Source organism: Pedobacter hiemivivus, from assembly GCF_005144565.1.
Taxonomy (GTDB): Bacteria; Bacteroidota; Bacteroidia; order Sphingobacteriales; family Sphingobacteriaceae; genus Pedobacter; species Pedobacter hiemivivus.
The window spans coordinates 209676-228248 of the sequence record NZ_SWDX01000005.1; the positions used below are offsets into that span (position 1 = coordinate 209676).

At 41.0% G+C, this 18573-nt stretch carries 9 protein-coding genes; all 9 read right to left on the bottom strand.

What is annotated here, in order from left to right:
* Nucleotides 1–71: 71 nt before the first annotated feature.
* The 9 genes from FBD94_RS14050 to FBD94_RS14090 all read right to left on the bottom strand — a co-directional run bounded on the left by FBD94_RS14050 (nt 72) and on the right by FBD94_RS14090 (nt 18553).
* Complete coding sequence (locus tag FBD94_RS14050; protein ID WP_169472308.1) at nt 72–2327, bottom strand: T9SS type B sorting domain-containing protein; 2256 nt, start codon at nt 2325–2327, stop codon at nt 72–74.
* 133 nt (nt 2328–2460) lie between these two features.
* The gene (locus FBD94_RS14055) at nt 2461–2946 is read right to left on the bottom strand and encodes a hypothetical protein (RefSeq protein WP_131611098.1); all 486 of its coding nucleotides are present in this window, start codon (nt 2944–2946) and stop codon (nt 2461–2463) included.
* A gap of 577 nt (nt 2947–3523) precedes the next feature.
* The gene (locus FBD94_RS14060; protein ID WP_136880643.1) at nt 3524–4600 is read right to left on the bottom strand and encodes a TlpA disulfide reductase family protein; all 1077 of its coding nucleotides are present in this window, start codon (nt 4598–4600) and stop codon (nt 3524–3526) included.
* Nucleotides 4601–4603: 3 nt separating this feature from the next.
* Complete coding sequence (locus tag FBD94_RS14065) at nt 4604–6040, bottom strand: RagB/SusD family nutrient uptake outer membrane protein (protein ID WP_136880644.1); 1437 nt, start codon at nt 6038–6040, stop codon at nt 4604–4606.
* A gap of 60 nt (nt 6041–6100) precedes the next feature.
* Nucleotides 6101–9556, bottom strand: a complete 3456-nt coding sequence (locus FBD94_RS14070; protein ID WP_235884477.1) for a TonB-dependent receptor — start codon at nt 9554–9556, stop codon at nt 6101–6103.
* Between the two features lie 330 nt (nt 9557–9886).
* On the bottom strand, nt 9887–11113 hold the full coding sequence (locus tag FBD94_RS14075) for a FecR family protein (RefSeq protein WP_136880645.1): 1227 nt from the start codon (nt 11111–11113) through the stop codon (nt 9887–9889).
* A 99-nt stretch (nt 11114–11212) separates the two neighbouring features.
* Nucleotides 11213–11812 carry an RNA polymerase sigma factor gene (locus FBD94_RS14080; protein ID WP_136880646.1) on the bottom strand — a complete coding sequence of 200 codons (600 nt, stop codon included), beginning with the start codon at nt 11810–11812 and terminating at the stop codon, nt 11213–11215.
* 87 nt (nt 11813–11899) lie between these two features.
* Entirely contained in the window at nt 11900–12622 is a 723-nt protein-coding gene (locus FBD94_RS14085) for an aspartyl/asparaginyl beta-hydroxylase domain-containing protein (RefSeq protein ID WP_136880647.1), read from the bottom strand.
* 144 nt (nt 12623–12766) lie between these two features.
* Nucleotides 12767–18553, bottom strand: a complete 5787-nt coding sequence (locus FBD94_RS14090) for an MBG domain-containing protein (protein ID WP_169472309.1) — start codon at nt 18551–18553, stop codon at nt 12767–12769.
* Nucleotides 18554–18573: the final 20 nt, after the last annotated feature.

Below are 18573 nucleotides of genomic sequence, written 5' to 3' on the forward strand. Positions count from 1 at the left end.
GTTCAGAAGTAGGGCTCTTCTGATTTTTTCAGTTGCATTTATTGATTCTTTTCTTCAAGGATGCTCCGCTTTCAACGCAAAATCGTTATTGATCCCGACATCTTTCTCTTTCCGTTTTCCAGCGCAATTAGATAATAATAAGTTCCGATTGGCACCGCTTTGCCATTGGTTGTTCCGTCCCAGGGGTCGACGTAGCCAATAGACTGGTAAACAATTGAACCCTGACGGTTAAATACCTTAACAGTACAGCCCTCGGATGCATTTAACGCATTTATAATCCATTTATCATTAATATTATCGCCATTCGGACTAAAAGCATTGGGCACCTTGATGACACAGTCAGCCCCATTAAGGATGCTGACGCTTATTGAATTAGAATTCACTACAGGATTAAGAATACACGCACCTCCTGCAACCATAACGCAATAAACAACAGCTCCGTTTTTTAAAGTTGCAACAGCAAAAACCGAACTATTTGTTGCGGTTAACACTCCGTTTACATACCATGAATAGTTAGGCGAGTGTACATTATCAGAAGGTATTGCAGTAAATGTTACGGGAGTACCAGGGCACATAGGCCCACTTACAGATGAAACGATGCTGACAGCAATGGAAGTATAGGGTGTAGTATCTAAGGATGCCGGTCCTGACATAGGCGATGAAACCGGTATGCAGGCGTCATTATTTGTCACCACACATGTAATGATATCACCAGTCTTTAAGTCACTGCTAATGAACTTCGAACTATTTATACCCGCATTCTGTCCGTTAACCTGCCATTGATAAGTGGGATTAAGACCCGCATCGATAGTAATAGCTTCATAAGTTAACTCCATGCCTTCACAGGATGAAAAATAAGTAGGCGTGATCTTAACAGATGGGATTAAAAGCGGATCAACTGTTAATATCTGGTCTGCAAAACTAGCCCCATTACTGACCGTTATAGTGGAGGTGCCCGGCCCAACAATATGAATTTCACCGTTAACAACTATAGCCACAAGAGGATTACTACTGGTATAGGTCACAGGAACATTACTTACCGCTCCAGGATCAAAATCATCACTACAAACTGTTTTTACAGGAAAAGGAGCCAAACTAACTGGGGAAGGCCTAAGCACCTCAATGTTTACATCTGCACTACTGTTGCCGTAAATATTAAAAGCTGTAATCTTATAATCGGTTGCAACTGCCGGTACGGTTGGGGTACCACTAATGATACCTGTACTTGGATCAAAATTCAACCCCGAAGGTAATACCTTATCAATAACATAGCCCGTTAATGTAATTTTCCTAATCAGGTCATTTATATAGTCTGCAACATAAAGATTGTCATTTTGATCAAATACCAGTCCTAAGGGACCGTAAAAACTTGCCGCTGTCCCAATTCCGTTCAAATTACCGGTACTACCACTTCCGGCAAGTGTTGTAACCACCCCCGTTGGGGATATTTTTCTTATCACATTATTTCTGTAATCTGAAACATATAAATTCCCAGCAACATCTGCATCGAGACTTGTCGGATAATTAAAACTTGCAGCCGCTCCAGTACCATTCAAATAACCGGCGGCACCACTACCTGCAAATGTACTCACCAGGCCTCCCACCGATATTTTTCTGATCTTATTATTCTTACTATCCGCTACATATATGTTTCCCAGTGCATCAACTGCTACACCATCAGGATTATAAAAGCTGGCAGAAATTGCCGGGCCATCATTTGAGGCTGCCGAACCACTCCCTGCAATTGTGGTAACAAGTCCCAGTGGTGTAACTCTTCTAATCTTATTGTTGGATTGATCAGCAACGTATAAATTTCCCGCAGCATCTGTTGTCATACCTCCAGGACCATAAAAACTTGCAGCTGTCCCCATTCCATCAACGGAGCCAGAACCACCATTACCCGCGAAAACAGTCTTAACACCTGCAGGGCTTATTTTATAAATCCTACTTTCATCGAAACTAGAAATAAATATGTTTCCCAAATTATCTACCGTCAATCCCGATGGTGTATTTACATTACCAATGGTAGTCACAATAGCTGCAGGTGTAATCTTTCTGATGGCCCCACTTCCAAAATCTGAAACATACACATTTCCTAAAGCATCAGTTCCTATTCCTGAAGGATTATCAAAACCTGCACCGGCACCTACACCATCAAAAGAAACCGGAGCGTAACCGCCGGCAAACCTGCTTACCATATTATAGCTATTGGCAGGCACTGCCCCTCCAGTATTAACAGGTAGCAAAGGAATGATGCTACTACCAACAGTATATGTTTTAGGGCTGGCGTAGGTAATAGCCGGAGCCTGTGCAAGTGATTTTTGCAATGGAAAAAACATCAAAACAACAAACAAGGCCCTAAGAGCACTTTTAATGGTTTTATGATACACAGTTGTTTTAATGAGGGCTTAAGTTTAACGTTAATCCCTGCAAAATAAAGATTTCAATTCAGATTAAAAATTATTCCTTACACTCTACAGCTGCAAATGTAAATCTGCCTTTATCAAAGCTAATTGGCTTTCCTTTTACAAAGTAAGATCTACCTACACTTGTTTCTATCTGGCCAACACCTAAGATGAGTTTACCATCTTTCTTTAAAAAAGCCAATGGATTTTTATAAACGGTTTTATTTGCTGTCCCAATCTTGAAGGTATAATCAACAAACAAGGTATCTCCTTTATATGCACCTACAAACGAACCATCATTCTTCCCTTTTGCTTTATAATTAATAATAAGATCTCCTGTTATCTTATCATTGACTCCAGGTCTAATTGTCATTCTCGCAGTATCTGTTTCATCGATGGCCATATAACATTCTTTAGGAGCCAGGCCTTTTGCTACAGCACTTAAACTATCCTTCAATTCCTTATTTTTCTGAGCATCCTGATTGCAGCTAAACAATAATGGCAGGGCCAAAAAAGACAAATAAAGGGCTGATTTTTTCATAATAACATTAAATAAAAATGAACAATTAACGAGTTGGTTTAATGTTAAATAAAAAAAACAGGTGTATTGTTTTGAATAATTTCAAACAATACGCCTGTTTTATCTTGTCAGCTTATTATTTATTTTTCTAATAGCTGAATCGCTTATTTCCTTCCAATAAGCGTAAAGACTAAATACGAGTTCCCTACACCTTTTCTACGGGTTCTTTACGGCTTTAGCCGTAGAGGGGCCGTTTAGAACCCGTATGGGTATCGGTAGCAAATCAGGTTATTTAAATAACTCCGCTAGTTTCTGATCATTCTCCTTTTCTTCTTCCGAATACAAGCGGCATCGTCCCGTTGTAGGATTGCCCCCAATTTATCATCACTAACCGAACTGTAAGAAATCATTTTTCGATTTACGCTGGAATATTATGAAACTAAAATCCAATGTTAAATAAATAATCTCGGATTATCATTCCAATAGTCAATTTACGCTTTTTCCAGAACAAAATAAAAAAGCCGCTAATCATTACAATTAACGGCTTCAACATGCATATGTAACCTTAAGGAAATAATTACTACACTGTTTTTAAAATTTAAACTCCACCTAAATACTTACCAAGTGCTTTAACCAATGTTTCTCCTCTCAAACCAACGGCAATGATATTGCCTTTTGGATCGATCAACAGTGTATTTGGAATGCCCTTGATACCAAAATAAGTGGCAATTTCATTTTTCCATCCCTTCAGATCGGAAACCTGAGTCCATGGCATTTTATCATCTTTAATCGCCTTTTTCCAGCGATCGGCTTTATCGTCGAGAGAGATCCCCACAACAGTGAAATTTTTGTCTTTATACTGATTGTAAACTTTTAACACATTAGGATTTTCGGCCCTGCATGGTCCGCACCAGCTTGCCCAAAAATCTACCAGCACATATTTACCTTTAAAGTTTGCAAATTGAACCGGCTTGCCCTCTGGATCATTCTGTGTAAAACTTAACATAGTTGCGCCTATGGCACTTCTTTTCAACACGGTTAATCTTTCTGCGATTTGCTTGCCAATCATGCTAATCTGGGCAGATGGGGCTAATTTTTCGTACGCATAAATTGCATCCTCATAGTTCCCTACAATTACTTTATCAGAAACGAGGCTGAGGCTAACTGCACTTTTAGGATGTTCAATAATGTATTGATTATTCCGCTGCTTGCGCTGCTTTCCCAAATCCTCAATTTTTGCCTCTAATACAGCTTGCTCTTCATCACTTACTTTCCCCCACTTGTCGTATAAAGAAGATCGCTGATTGTTCAAACCCAGCAATGTCTGATCATGAGCTTTGTATTCGTCCTGAGTTTTAGAACCCGTTACTTTAAGTTCCTCGATGGTTTTCCCACCTGTAATTTTAATGTTTCCACTTTCTACAAAGAACTGGTAGTAATCGTCAAGTAGCACTACACTTACTTTTTGTGCCTCAGGCATCTTTACAACCCACCTAAATTGACCATCTTTTACTTTCACTGTATCGGTAACAGACTTGCCGTCTTTAAAATAGTAAAAGACAATTTTGCTTTCTTTCAGACCAGAAATATTGCCTAAAACAATGGCTGTCTGCGCATATGCGCCAATACTAGCGCACAGCAGCAGCGACATTATAAATTTTAATTTCTTTATCATGATTTAGTTCTTAATATAACCTGGATTTTGATCACCAAATAAAGGATTATATAAAAATGCGTCCTTTGGTATTGGCAATATATACAGTTGTTCACTTATAATGGTCGGTTTCAATTGCTTCACCGTAGCAAAAGGCAATCTAAGCAGTGCCATCCATTCCATTCCGTCTTCTGCAATCAGACTTTTCACGGTCTCCTTATAAATCTCCATCAACAGATCCGAAGGTGTATTTGCACCTTCGACTGCATTGTAAGGAATGGAATTTACAACATTGGTAATTCCAGCCTTCTCCTGCACCTCGTGAATTACAGTCTTGGCTGTCGCTAAACTCCCTCCCGAACGAACAATAGCTTCGGCTTTTAACAAATAAACTTCCGTTAAACGTAATGCGTAATCGGTTTCCGAAACCAAGGTAGGAACCCCGCCTACAAACATGTACTTAGTAAGGAAATAACTTACAGAAGTAGTCCCTCTTTTAGGTCCTATTACCCAGGCCTGACGGGGATCATTATCATAAAGCACTTTCAACATTGGTGTTGCAACATACAAACTCGAATGCCCAGGCCAATATTGCCAGCTTTTGGCATTGTAGTCCAACTCTTGTCCAGCCTGTGGTTTAAGTCCCAGAATGACTTCAGAACTATTTAATCCATTTTTCTGAAAAATATCCCTGGCATTAGATTCCAAAGTAAAGGGCCCTTCGTCGATAATTTCATCTGCCAACCCAATCAGTGTGGTATAGTCTGCCGCCTTACCACGGCTCATTAAAACACGCGCTTTTAAGGCCATTGCCGCCCATTTAGTTGCATAAACGCCCGACTTTTCTTCCGGACCATTTGCAATGGCATCATCCAGATCCGCCAAAATAAAATCATAACTATCTTTAACCGTACTTCGTGGTTTAGCTATATTACTAATCGTAGATAGTTCATCTCTAAGCAATACTCCATATCGACTATCCGCTTTATACCATTCGCCGTAAAATGTTAATATCTTAAAATGTCCATAAGCTCTTAAAAAGCGGGCTTCAGCAATGATTTCCTTTTTCCGTGTGCCTGTAAATTTATTGTCCGGCAATTTATTTACCCCAGTTGCCACTCCATTTACGGCATTAATTAACTTATAAGATTCCTCCCAGTAGTAGCTCTGAATACTGGTATTTTTATTGCTCCATTCCGCTCCGAAAGCACCATAGCCATAACCCATATAACCCGCTAATTCGGCAGGTGCCACTTGGTGCGCCTGCCACCTCGTTTTAGCCATAACTGCGTTCGCAAAATAGTAATAGGCCCCATTCAGCGCAGTTTGAGCAGTCCCCTGATCAAGTATCGTATTGGCATCAACTTTATCATTTTTGGGTAAAGCACCCAGTTCTTTTTCGCAGGCACAAAAGGTTGTAAGGACCATGCCCAGCACTAAATATTTATATATATATTTCATGATCTTCTATTTTTCATTATTTCCCATTTCTTTTTATTCACATTTACTAATGCTTCGCAGTTAAAATCCAAAACGAAGTCCTAAGCTAAACTGCCTTACCGTAGGATAACTACCGGTATCACTGTAACCACCAATTAAACTATACGGATCATTACTTACCTCTGGATCAGCCCCCGGATAATTTGTAATTGTAAAAAGGTTTGTAGCAGAAACATAGACAGAAGCACTGGTCAGTTTTAACTTATCCATCAAGACTTTTGGAAATTGGTAATTTAGAGTAACCGACTTTAACTTAATAAAAGAAGCATCATAAACATTATTGCTTGCCGATTCTGCTGTAGTCAAATCTGACTCCCCTAAAATTAGTCTGGGCCTATTTGAGTTAGGATTCTCTGGTGTCCATCTTTCTAGAATTCTAACCCCTTTATTCGTCCGTAAAAGTGTGTTCTGATTTTGTATATCTGCGAGATAAAAAATATCACCTCCATAAGAAAAGGTAGCCAAAGCAATAAGAGTAAAATTTCTGTAGGTAAAGCTGTTGGTATATCCTCCGTAATATTTAGGCTCTGCATGTCCAATAATTTCTTGTTTATTAAAAAGATAGCTTCCACTTCTAATCGGATCCAATACATATCTCGCGTCGCCAACACCTATATAGGGTGTTAAATTCTTGTAATTAGGATATTTACTTTTGAAATCATCAACTTCCTGTTGCGTTCTATACAAGCCTTCAAAAACATTCCCATAAAGTAAACCCAACGGCTCCCCTACTTTTAGCACGGTATTGCCATACCTATATACTTTTGGGTTGGATGGATCAGCGAAATCATTTGAGAGGGCAAGCACTTTAGACCTATTCCCTGAAATGTTAAAAGTACCAGACCACTGTACATTTTTGTTGCGGATAAATTCTGCCCTTAATGTAACTTCAAGTCCTCGATTTCTGATGTCCGCGATATTTGCCGTTACCCCCGAAAAACCTGAAGTTCTATCTACGGTTGTAGGAAACAAGACACCCGTTGTTGATTTTTCATAGTAACCAATCCCACCGCTTAAGCGTGAATTAAAGAACTGAAAATCTATGCCTGCGTCTTTCTGTAATGTTGATTCCCATTTGAGCCCTTCATTGCCCAATTGCGATGGCACTAACCCATTTAGCCCATTGTAAGATATCGGCGAATAGAGTGTATAAAAAAGATTATCGGCAATATTTTGAGTGCCGGTATAACCTGCACTTGCTCTTAATTTAATCTCATCAATCCATTTTACGTCCTTTAAAAAGTTTTCCTGTGAAATACGCCAGCCTACACCACCCGATGGGAAATAGCCAACCCTATTTTTCTTAGGAAATTTAGAAGAAGCATCAGAACGCCCGGTGAAGGTAAATAAATATTTTTCGAACAAGCTATAATTGGCACGTAGGTAAAAACTGAGCAAAGAATTTTGACCAGAAACACCTGTAGAAGGCAATGTTAAGGCCGCTGAAGAAAGGTTGTTTAAATATTCATCATCAGGAAAACCCTGACCACTTGCCGAAAAAGAATTGCTTTTGGTAATTTGCCATGAAGTACCAGCCAATAAACTTAACCTATTATTTTCATTAAATTGCTTATTCCAGGTAATCGTATTTTCATAAAAGATATCAGTATGCTGCGATTGCGCCTGCGTAGCGATACCGTTATTAGAACTTCCAGGAAAATTGCCGTCATTTTTATTACTGATCAAAACTGTACTTGGCACATAATTGTTCTGACGATAGTTGTTATAGTTCGCTGAAACTGTACTTCTGAATTTCAAATCTTTCAGAATATCATATTCCAAGGCCAATGATCCGATTAAAGAAAGGGTATTTCCCCGGTTAATCCCTTTAAGCAGCAATAATGGATTCTGAAATCCTTCAAAATCCATCGTCCCATTATCGGAAGCCGTTATAATCCTTGGACTTCCATCTGCATTATATGGGTTAATTGTTGGCGGGGCAAAAAGTGCCTGCGTATACACCCCGTTTGAGATGTTATTGGTCGTTACGCCATAATCCAAATTGGTATTAATACGAAGCCTACTAGTTATCTCATTGTCGAGATTTATTTTACCGGCAATCTTACTGAAATCTGTTCCTAAAACTACCCCATTGTTTTTATTATAGGATAAGGAAGTATAATAACGCGAACCAGCGCCACCGCCTCTTACAGAAATATCAGCATTTGTATTTACACCATTACGGAGCACAAGATCGAGCCAATCGGTATTGGCCGTTCCCATAAAATCTGGATTTGTTAAAATATCTGTGGCAATAGGATCTGGCGGATAGGTAATCGGATCATTTAAACCTGCTTTGACATCATTTAGGTTTTTAGCAGCTTCTTTAATAATCATGATGTATTGATCTCTATTTAAAAGCTTTTCTTTGATTGGGTTACTTACACCTGTGTAATAATTGGCTTCAAAAACCGGCTTTTGATTCAGTTTACCTTTTTTTGTATTAATAATTACTACACCATTGGCTGCTTTTGATCCATAGATCGCTGTAGCAGAAGCATCTTTTAAAATATCAATGCTTTCAATATCATTGATATTTAAGCCCCCAAGGCTATTTAATCCCCTGGCAAAAGAGCCAGAAACCGTGTTAGCCGGATTATCACCGGCATAACCGCCGCCAAAATTCTCAACAGGACTAATAATCTCTGCCGCGCTCTTCAAGTATCTATTTTGAACTTGCATCTGCACCCCGTCGATAATGTATAACGGGTCATTCCCCCCCAATAAAGAGGTTCCACCCCTAATTCTGATCTTAGCGGCTCCGCCAGGTGATCCATCAGCTTGTACAACTTGTACACCGGCTGTTTTACCAGTTAAAGCCTGATCGATAGTAGCAAAGGGGACATTTTTAAATTCTGATGCATCTACTGAAGCTACTGAACCTGTCAGGTCTTTTCTACGAACGCTACCATATCCAACTACCACCATTTCATTTAACTTGTTGGTTTCGACTTCCAAGGTCACCTGCATATTTCCTTTTGCGGGTAACTCACGGGTCACATAACCTACACAAGAAAATACAAGAATAACTCCTTCATTGGACACATTTAACGAAAATTCACCGTTCTGGCCAGTAACTGTACTTTTTTTACTCCCCTTTATACTTACATTAACAGATGCAAGGCTGTTGTTTTGAGCATTGGTGACATGCCCTTTAATATCTATAGCATTAAAGGCAGCCAAAATCCGATCTACATAAGAGGGCTTTTTTCGTGTAATTACAAGGGTCTTCTCATGGACCTCATAGGTTAAGGACTGACTTTTAAAAATCTCATCAAGCGCCGCCGTTAATTGAACATTCTTTAAATTCACATTCACAACTTTGGCCTGATCCAGCAAATCGCTGCCATAAAGTACAGCCAGACCACTTTGAAGTTTAATATTCTTCATCACCTGCTCTAGTGTTGTATTTTTTGCCGATAAAGTGATGGTTTGGGCAAAACCAGCTGCCCCCACTTGCAATAAGCAACTGGTCATAAGAACTATGATCAATTTAACTCGCATAAACAGTTTTTTCGATAATTTTGGTGGAAGCCACAGACGTGACATACCTAGGTAAAAAGCATTTAAATTCATACTTTTGTTTAGTTTGGGTTAAGATGATAAGTTGATAACTAATTGTTTTTTCGGTAATTCCGGAAGGGTTGACTCAAATTATTGGCCGTAAAGTGCTTCGAACCACTTTACGGTTTTTCATTGTTATGCTACAAAAGCAGCACAATTATCCCCCTTTACTGCTTAATTTATCTTTCGTAAGGTTCTCTCATGTTCGTTGGTTTAGTTGGTTAATTTTTTCTTTAAAAGGAGCTATCTCTTCACGATAACCTTATTGCCATCAATCTCAAAATTCACTTCCTCTGTATTTTCGAGCATTTTTAAAAGCTTAGAAATATTTTCAAATCTGGATACGCTTCCGGTTAATTTAACGCCATTAAAATTGTCCTTATAAACTATCTGTACGTTATACCACCTGGCTACCTTACGCATAATGCTGCTAATCTCTTCCCTGTCAAACGTAAATTCACCATTCTTCCATGATATCGATGCTTGTGCATCCAGATCTCTCACTTCTATTTGATTAGCACCCGTTAAAATCGCTTGCTGATTAGGTTTTAAGAAATTTGATGCTTTAGATTTAAGATTGGTGACCTTTACTGCCCCCTCAAGTAGCGTAGTCCTTATGCTACTTTCATCTGCGTAACTGTTGATATTAAAATGCGTACCTAATACTTCCACTTCCTGCCCTACACTTTGTACTACAAATGGATGGACCTTATCTTTAGCCACCTCAAAATAGGCTTCCCCATTAAGTTGAATCTCTCTCCTCTTGCGCGTATTAAAAGATACCGGGTAGGTAATTGATGATGCCGCATTGAGCCAAACAGCAGTACCATCAGGAAAACGCAGCTGATAGGTTTGACCGTTTTCAGTAGAAAGCGTATTTGTCTCGCCCATTTCTCCGCCTTTGGCAGCTCGGCCTTTTGCGAAAGGCATTTCTTTTATTTCGTAGCTAATTTGTCCTTCTGCATCTTTTGTAATGCTTACACCAGCATCTTTAGCCAATTCACCTTGCATAACATCAGAGAGTATAATCTTGCGGCCGTTGGCTAAGGTCAGTGTAGCTGATTTTTTGCCTGGAGCAATGTCATTACTGTACGCGATGGCATTTAATAAGCCATTATTTTGTCGGGCAATATAGAAGAACCCAGCTCCAACTACCAAAAGAATTGCTGCAGCGGCAGCTACACCTGGCCACAAGCGAGTAAAATAAGTCGTTTTATAAACAGCAACTTTTGGCCTTGAGTTAAACACGGCTTCTACTATTCTTTTATCAGCTCCCGGCAAGTACCAATCACTTATTTGGTCTTCCTGCAGATCAATAAGCTTATCCTCATCATAAGTATCCCCCATCAACTGCTGTAACTGCGCATCGTGTTCGCCACTATTCACCTGAGCAAAGAATTCTTCACGTTCAGATGCAGTCGCCTTCCTTTTGGCAAACTGATCAAATAAATAGCTAAACCTTTCCTCCATTTTCTATAATTAAATCGGGCTAATTACCCCCTTTAATTAGATAGAGTGTTAGCAAGGCCAAAAAGTAGTAAGGAGAATTTAAAAAAATTACAAAAAATATTATCTCAATATTAAAGGAGTGGTTAATACCAAAATTAAACCTGCATTTAGCCGCTTAGAAGCGACATCCTTGTGAATAAACTGTACAGCAAGTTGAATGTGTTTTTTTACTGTAACTACAGTAATTCCGAGATGTGCGGCAATCTCCTCATATTTTAAACGATCGTAACGGCTCATGGTATATACTTTTTGCTGCTGTGCTGGCAGCCTGGCCACCGCAGCAATGATCATAGCCCGATATTCTTCTGTCGGATTATCGAGCAAATCAATTTCGCCTTCTACACTGAGATACTTTTCAAAATCTGTTCTAAAAACTTTTTCTGCCGCTATTTTTTTCATCGCTGCAAAAGTTTCATTCCTGCAAATGGCAAACATATATGCACCAAAACTATCGATGTGCTTTAACGTTTCCCGTCTCAACCAGATTTTAACAAAAGCATCCTGTACAATTTCCTCTGTGATTTCCTGAGAATCTGTCATTTTAAACACGAATCTTCCCAAAGGTTTATAATACCAATAAAACAATTCGGTAAAAGAGCGCTCATTTCCCTCCGCCGCTTCAAGCAGCAAATTTGTTTCATTGATATGAGCTTTAGCCATTAATTGATTCTCTTGTACGTTTAAATGTATTCCATACAGATAGCAATAATAAAGATTTTTAATGGATCTATACAACGGTGATTAAAATCAACGCTTTTCTTTTATTGGATTCATGGAATTTTGGAGTTGTTCAATGATAGAAAGTGCAGCACTTGTATTCATCCGGCGTAGCTCTGCAATCATCAGTTCCTGGTCCCTTAAAGACATCTTCTTTTCGGCTTTTTGAAACGAGCTTTCTGGTGCGAGTGCAAAGAATATCTCGTCCGTCCATTCGTTCCTTTTTCCATCTATGACAAGATGAATTCTATCCGTTGTCCCATTATTAGTCACAGCATGTTCTTCGTTGGCATTGATGTACCAACAGCTTCCTTCATTCATAATAACCCGTTCTCCAGCTAATACAAAATTGACATTAGGGTTGGTTACAATCGGAATATGTAAGCGGAATTCACCATTCTCGTAGCCCAAAGCATTATCCCTATGTGGTTTAATTACTGCTCCGGCATCCAGGCGCATCAATCTCACTGCGAACTTTTCAAATTTAAAAGCGTCGAGAACTTTCGGTATGTAGAGACATACATCCATGATTTCTGTAGCCTTTAAAATAGAATTGCTATCCATCGAGGCATAAATCGATGCGGATGTTCCGTCTTTTGAGAATAAAGCCAGACTTCTCCAGGCCCCGTCGTAATCTGCTTTATTATAATGAGCAACCCAGGCACTATCCTGAATACGTTGCATATCTGCCTGCAATAATGAAACCTTAAATTCAAAGGGTAGTTTCAGCTGTTTAATTGGTTCTTTGTCCATTAGGATAATAATTAACTCATACTGATCAATCTATTCTATTACTTACGCAGGTTTACTATAGTACTGATTGCCGTTATGCCAATCAGTACTATAGTTCTTGATTTGAATTTCATCTGTTTTTTTTAATCTTAAATATTACCAGATTTAATTCGACTTTGTAATGGTAATATAGCCTTTTATTGCGCGCTTGTCGGTACCAAAGTTTATGAGATAGTAATAAGTACCTTCTGCCAACGGTAAGCCATTCAGTGTACCATCCCAGCTGTTGTCATACCCTTTTTTACTGTATATCAAACGACCGCTTCGGTCAAAGATTTTCACCTCATTGTTCGGATAAAAATCGATATTTTCAATCAACCACTTATCATTATAACCGTCACCATTTGGAGACAGGATATTGATCGCTTTTACTTTCTCGTAATCTTCCAACACGGTTAATGTAAAGGTTTTGCTTTCCGAACAGCCACTCGCATTGGTCACAGTTACCGTATAGGTAGTGGTTTCTCTTGGTCTTACCTCAATTGTCGCCGAATTCAGTGCGCCATTAATGCTGCTGTTGGCTGCCCAGGCATAGCTGGTTCCTCCGGTTGCGGTTAGTAACACCCGCTCTCCTTTACTGATCTGTATGCCTTTATCACTGTTGATAGAAATTACAGGTAAAGCATTTACGGTGATGGTAAATGTTCTGCTGTAGGTATCCACGCCACCATTGGCTGTACCGCCATTGTCTTTCACCGTTACCGTTACAGTGGCTGTTCCGGCTATGGCTCCAGCTTTAATCCGGTAGTTAACCGTTGCAGTAGCTCCGCTGCCGGTAACTCCTAAGCCTTCAAACAGGTTAGGATTATTGCTGCTCACCGTTAAAGCTGTAGTTTGTGCCGTTTCAGGACCAGCACTGATGCCAGTTAAAGCTACTGTTTGTCCTGTTGTAGTAAAACAGATGGTCTGGTTGCTGATTGCTGCCAATGTCGGGATTTCATTCACATCACTTAAAGCAATGTTCAGCACTTTATCCAGACTCAAACCATATTGTGTGGTGCTTCTCACCAGCACACTGTAACTGGCTTTGGTCTCAAAATTAAGTACCGATGCCGTATTGATCTTATTTCCTGCAATGGCAAACAATGCATTATCAGTATCACCTGTACCTGCAACCAGCGTATAAGTGAAGGTGGCAGAAGGGTCATCCGAAGTACTGCTCAAAGTACCGGCATTGGTACCCGCCACACTATTTTCATAAAGGGTCACACCTGCAAGGGTGATGCTGGTAGGCGCACCTGGTTTTACTTTCAGGTTACCAGCCACATAGCTGATGGTATAGTTCACTGCTGCTGCTCCGCTAACCGTGATCGGATAATCTCCAATCGGACTATTTGTAACCGCAGACGTCGTGAAAGTTGGCTGAGTAGTTAACACAGCACTAGTTTCCCCGTTTGCAAGTCCAGTGTAACTCGCTGTTAACACCGGATTTGCGGTACCTGCGAATTTCTCCTTAGGATCAGCAGTAATGGTCAGGGCTTTTCTAACAACAGTTAAGGCACCATTCACATAAGTGATGTTATAATTACTTAAATCTGCACCTGTTGCTGCCGAGGCCACAATCGGATAAGTTGAACCCGCCACTGTAGCTGTTCCTGCGGCTCCAGTACTGTTCAAAGTTACCGAAGCAACCGTATTGCCATTGATCAATCCCACCGATGTAAATTCTGAACCGGCAAAAGTAACGGCATCACCATAAGTTTTGGTTCTTGCCGAAGCAGTAATAGTTAGTATTTTTTGGGTAACCGTTAATGTACCGTTCGGATTACTAACTGCGTAATTGCTCAGCTTGCTACCAGGATCTACTAAAGTAGCCACAATTGGGTAAGTACTACTGGTAGTAGCTGCTGCTACTGCACCTGTACTGTTCCTGGTTAAAGTGATGTTATCTCCATTGACAATACCGCTGATACTTCCTACAAAGTCAGCATTGGTCAGTACATCACCATATGCTTTAGAACGGTCAGTGTTGACAATTGCCAATGCTTTCTGGTTAACCGTCAAAGCACCGTCTAAATATGTAATGGCATAGTTGTTTAAGCCCGTACCCGTCGCTGCTGAAGCTACAATCGGATAAGTTGAACCCGCCACTGTAGCTGTTCCTGCCGCTCCAGTACTGTTCAACGTTACCGAAGCAACCGTATTGCCATTGATCAATCCCACCGGTGTAAATTCTGTACCGGCAAAAGCAACCACATCACCATAAGTTTTCGTTCTTGCATTAGCTGTAATGGTCAGTGCTTTTTGCGTTACTGTTAAGGTACCATTCGGATTGCTGACTGCATAATTGCTTAATTTACTATCCGGATCGGCCAGGGTAGCTATAATAGGATAAGTACTTCCACTAGTCGCTGCTGCCACTGCACCTGTACTACTCCGGGTTAAGGTAATGTTATCACCATTCTGGATACCGGTAATACTTCCTGTAAAATCGGTATTTGTCAACACATCCCCGTACGCCTTCGAACGATCCACGTTAACAACCACTAAAGCTTTCTGGCTAACTGTTAAGGCACCATTTACATAGGCGATGGCATAGTTATCCAGACCGGTACCGATTGGCGCCGAAGCTATAATCGGATAAGTTGAACCGGCTACTGTAGCTGTTGCTGCAGCGCCTGTACTGGTCAAAGTTACTGAAGTAACGGTATTGCCGTTGATCAATCCTATTGGGGTAAATTCTGTACCAGCAAAAGTAACCGCATCACCATAGCTTTTGCTTCTTGCAGCCGCCGTAATGGTTAGTATTTTTTGTGTAACAGTTAATGTACCATCCGGATTGCTAACCGTATAATTGCTTAATTTATTCCCCGGATCCGCTAAAGTAGCTACAATCGGATATGTAGTTGCAGTAGTTGCAGTCGCCGCTGCTCCTGTACTGCTTCTGGTTAAGGTAATGTTGTCACCGTTTACAATACCTATGATATTTCCTGTAAAATCAGCATTGGTCAACACATCACCATATACTTTGGAACGACCGGTGTTAACAATGGTCAATATTTTTGTATCCGCGGTTAAAGTCTGTACAACAGGCGTTGCTGGATTAAAACTTCCGCTACCTGTCTGTGTTGCGGTAATCACTGTATTTCCGGCTTTCAATATCGTTGCCATATTCCCTGCAATACTCACTACTGAAGGATCAGTAGCCGTATATGTCACAGTTAAACCTGCTGAAGAAGTGGCATTGCCCAAAGCAAAAGCCGCATCGCCGTAAGTCCTGGTGCCAATCGCATTAAAAGTAATCGTTTGGTTTGCTTTTGGAACTGCGCTAACATCAGCGCTTGCTGTCCCAATATTACCTGCCTGATCAATGGCCAGAATCTTGTAATAATAAGTAGTACCATTGATCAAACCAGTGTTGGTATAAGTTGTGGTTCCGGCAGTGATCTCCGTAAGTGTAATTGTCGGATTAGCGCTTGTTCCGGATAAAATCCTGTATTTCGCCAGGTCGGTATCTGTATTGGCTGTCCAGTTCAATACCACCTGTGTATCGCCTGATGTTGCAGCTAAACCAACAGGAATTGCTGGGGCCTGGCTATCAAAAGTAAGAGTCGGTGTGGTTCCTGCACCACCATTGTTTCCTGCAACATCGGTATAAGTACTTGCTGCAACAGTAATGCTGGCAGTTCCGTTATTGGTCGCCAGGGCCGGGGTAAAGGTTGCCGTACGGGTTAAACCTGTACCCGAAATCGCAGCTAAAGTACCGCCAGTAACCTCCACATCCCCTGCTGTTCCGTTCCAGGTAAATGTTATACCCGGGTCTTCAGTAAAGGTAAAAGTGATTGTTGCAGTTTCGCCTGCTTTCAAGGTCGCAACATTACTAGTAATGGACATTGTTGGCGAAGTTGTATCAATGGTAACGGCTAAGCCTGTTGAAGCTCCCCCCACATTACCTGCCCCATCTGTAGCTTTTGCAGTAAGGGTATGTGAGTTGGCTAAAAGTGTCGAACTGGTTATTGACCAGTTACCACCAGTAGCTACAGCTGTACCGAGTACAGTTGTACCGTCAGTATCATATAAAGTTACCGTAGCACCAGTCTCGGCTGTGCCTGTAATAACAGGTGTAGTAACATTGGTTATTTTATCTGTTGGAGAAGTACCACTATCACTAGCTGTTGCCAATACTGGAGTGGATGGTGCTGCCGGAGCCTGGGTGTCAAAAGTAAGTGTTGGGGTTGTTCCTGCGCCTCCGTTGTTTCCTGCGATGTCGGTATAGGCCGCTGCTGCAACAGTAATACTGGCCGTTCCGTTATTTGTGCTTGCTGTTGGGGTAAAAGTTGCCGTTCGGGTTAAACCTGTACCAGAAATGGCTCCTAAAGTACCACCGGTAACCACCACGTCACCTGTTGTTCCATTCCAGGTAAAGCTGGTAGATGGATCTTCAGAAAAAGTAAAAGTGATGGTGGCGGTTTCACCGACTTTCAATTGCTGTACATTACTGGTAATTGCCAAGGTAGGTGAAGTGGTGTCAATGGTGATACTCAGCGGACTCGAAAGTACCCCCACATTTCCTGCTGCATCTGTCGCTCTCGCTCTTATGTCATGTACAGCGGCTGTTAACGCCGGCAAAGTAATTGACCAGTTCCCTCCGGTAGCCGTTCCTGTATTCAGTACAGTTGTACCGTCAGTATCATATAAAGTAACTGTAGCACCTGCTTCTGCTGTCCCTGTGATCACAGGTGTAGTTACATTGGTTATATTGTCTGTGTTGGAAGTGCCATTGTCGCTGGCTGTTGCCAATACTAGGGCTAATGGTGCATTTGGTGCCAAGTTATCTATAACAATAGCTTTATTCGCGCCCAATGATCCTGCAGTCCCCGGTGCAACTAAAGTAAGTACCGCATTATTTCCTGTACCATCTTTCATAGTTCCGCCGTTTAAAGCCAAAGAAGTTATATCGGCATAATCGAGGTCGGCACTATTCTGACCAGCGCCCACATTATAAGTAAAAGTAAGTGTATTGGTGGTGCTGCCTGATGCATAATTTGCAGTAGCGCTACTGTTTAGGGCAAGGGTAGGCGTCCCTGTCACATTAACCTCAGTGGAAAAAGTAATCTGTATAGACACCGTAGCGCCTACTTTATAAGAGCCATTGGCAGTTGAAGCGGTTACGTTTGTAACTGCAGGCGGAAGTTGAAAAATAGGTTGAGTACCTGGGAAACCTCCTGTAGGATCGCCAGGAGTCAACACAACGGGTGTGGTCTCATTGTGTGACCAGTTGGTTATCCCAGCTAGATCGGCCAATAGCTGATCCTTAGTACCTATAATATCACCAGTATAAATAATAAAATCCCCGTGAAGTGTACTCCCTGTAAATGCTGTAGAAAAATTCCCCGCTGCTAAAAGAGGGGGAAGATAAGAGGACGTAGCCGTTACTGCGCCTGCACTTTGCCATGATCCTGAAGTAGTTGCCTGCCCATCAGGGTTATTAGTAGACCAATTGGAAAAGGCATAAATGAAGGATGGACTAGCCACCGAACCCGTATAGATAAACCAATTATCCCCACCATTTGCAGTAACCAAATTTGACCATCCTGTAACGATGGTTGTACCATAGGCATCCAAACCAGGTGCAGTTGGTGAGCCACCAGGAAGAATGGTAGTATTAATTACTGTTCCTGCAGGAATTATAGCGTTAGTAGTCCAGGTAATCAAACCTTCTGCCGAAGTATTGGACACGTCAAAAGCAGAAGGTCCCCAGCCCCTATCCGTGATATAAATCACCTGTCCCGATGGGATTGCAGCAAGTGTAACAATAGCCAGTTCAGCTGTTGTGGAAGTACTGGCATTATAACCAATGATGGCAATATCGCCAGCGGCAATTTGCGCCATACTTTTAAAGCCAAACAAGAACAAAAAGCAGAACAGGAACAGTTTAGTAATATTTTTCATAGCATTATCTTTAGATAAAA

Excerpts from the sequence above, each read along its gene's own strand:
- FBD94_RS14080 (WP_136880646.1), bottom strand. The coding sequence starts at position 11,812 with ATGGCTAAAGCTCATATCAATGAAACAAATTTGCTGCTTGAAGCGGCG.
- FBD94_RS14085 (WP_136880647.1), bottom strand. The coding sequence starts at position 12,622 with ATGGACAAAGAACCAATTAAACAGCTGAAACTACCCTTTGAATTTAAG.
- FBD94_RS14065 (WP_136880644.1), bottom strand. The coding sequence starts at position 6,040 with ATGAAATATATATATAAATATTTAGTGCTGGGCATGGTCCTTACAACC.
- FBD94_RS14090 (WP_169472309.1), bottom strand. The coding sequence starts at position 18,553 with ATGAAAAATATTACTAAACTGTTCCTGTTCTGCTTTTTGTTCTTGTTT.
- FBD94_RS14070 (WP_235884477.1), bottom strand. The coding sequence starts at position 9,556 with ATGACCAGTTGCTTATTGCAAGTGGGGGCAGCTGGTTTTGCCCAAACC.
- FBD94_RS14055 (WP_131611098.1), bottom strand. The coding sequence starts at position 2,946 with ATGAAAAAATCAGCCCTTTATTTGTCTTTTTTGGCCCTGCCATTATTG.
- FBD94_RS14075 (WP_136880645.1), bottom strand. The coding sequence starts at position 11,113 with ATGGAGGAAAGGTTTAGCTATTTATTTGATCAGTTTGCCAAAAGGAAG.
- FBD94_RS14060 (WP_136880643.1), bottom strand. The coding sequence starts at position 4,600 with ATGATAAAGAAATTAAAATTTATAATGTCGCTGCTGCTGTGCGCTAGT.